This window comes from Mesorhizobium sp. M1428 (assembly GCF_040317515.1).
Taxonomy (GTDB): domain Bacteria; phylum Pseudomonadota; class Alphaproteobacteria; order Rhizobiales; family Rhizobiaceae; genus Mesorhizobium.
Genome location: NZ_JAMYKT010000068.1, coordinates 1 through 1417 on the forward strand (window position 1 = coordinate 1; position 1417 = coordinate 1417).

The 1417-nt window shown below is 61.1% G+C and carries 1 protein-coding gene; it reads right to left on the reverse strand.

Annotation, left to right across the window (positions count from 1 at the left end; genetic code table 11):
* Positions 1-288: 288 nt before the first annotated feature.
* Entirely contained in the window at positions 289-1326 is a 1038-nt protein-coding gene (locus NKG60_RS32140; RefSeq protein WP_352976687.1) for an IS110 family RNA-guided transposase, read from the reverse strand.
* Positions 1327-1417: the final 91 nt, after the last annotated feature.

A 1417-nucleotide genomic window follows, 5' to 3' on the forward strand; every position in this document is an offset into this window, starting at 1 on the left:
TCTGTGGATGGCTCCCGCGATGCAAGAGGTAATTCGACATTATGGCGCGTTGGTCGGGTGCAGTCTTCTGTCCGGCCTGTTGATGCAGCCATTCGAGACTGCTGGCCCTGATGGGGTCGGCGAACTGGGTCCCAATCTGCTTATCAGGCTATGATGCCTCCGACATCGCATGGGTTGTCCCTGTTCCCGGCCTGACCGGTCTCGCCATCACATCGCGTCGCTCTCACAACCTCATGGAGCCGATCGATCGGCTCGATCTGATTTCTGCTTCAGTGTCTTCTGCGCAACTTACGCTGCAAGGTTCGGAGCATGACGCGCCTGATAGGTTTCGCCGCGCGCCATGATAGCCCACACCACGCGGGCCATCTTGTTTGCCATCGCTACGCTCGCCACGCGCGCTGGCTTCCTGGCGAGCAACGCGAGGAGGCGCGGATCCGCAGCCTCGGGCTTATGCCTTGCCCGTCGGATCAGGGAGGTCGCGCCGATCACAAGGAGCTTTCTCAGGTACCGGTCGCCCATCTTGGTGATGTGCCCGAGACGGTCCTTTCCGCCGCTCGAGTTTTGCGAAGGTGTCAGCCCGAGCCAGGCGGCAAACTCTCGACCCGAGCGGAACTGACCCGGATCAGCAACCGAGGCCGCCAACGCTGTGGCACCGATCGGGCCAATGCCAGGTATGGTCGATAGACGCCGTGCCACTTCATTCGTTCTTTGTTGGGCAAGGATCGACCGGTCAATGGTCTGGAGCCGGGCATGGGTGTTGAGCACCTGCTCGCACAGGATACACAGAATCTGCAGTGCCATTGCCGGTACGTCCAATGTGGATTTCTTCGCGGCTATCTGGCGCGCCAGCTTAAGCGCCCGCTCCAAACCTTGGGGAATGTCGATGCCGAACTCAGCCAACAGGCCGCGGATCATGTTCACGAGTTGCGTGCGCTGCTTGACCAGAAGATTGCGTGTGCGGTGAAGCGACAGGGCCGCCTGTTGCTCGGCCGACTTCATCGCCACGAAGCGCATGGTCGGGCGTGTTGCCGCTTCGCAAATCGCTTCCGCGTCCACCGCATCATTCTTGCCGCGCTTCACATAGGGCTTCACGTAGGACGGTGGCATCAGGCGGACTTCATGGCCGAGCTCCGTCAGTTCTCGAGCCCAGTGATGTGCCGTCCCGCAGGCCTCCATGCCGATCAGGCAGGGTGGCAACTTGGTGAAGAACGGCAGAACTTGCGATCGGCGCAGGGCCTTGCGCACGACAACGCCCCCAGACGCGTCGACGGCATGAACCTGAAAAATGCGCTTGGCCAGATCAAGGCCCACGGTGGTAATCTGCATGGCGGATGGCTCCTTTGCTCGGGTTGCCTGACAGCAAACCCACTGTGGCACTCAGATGCCGGGAGCGGGAGCCATCCACCTCATCTGCTTT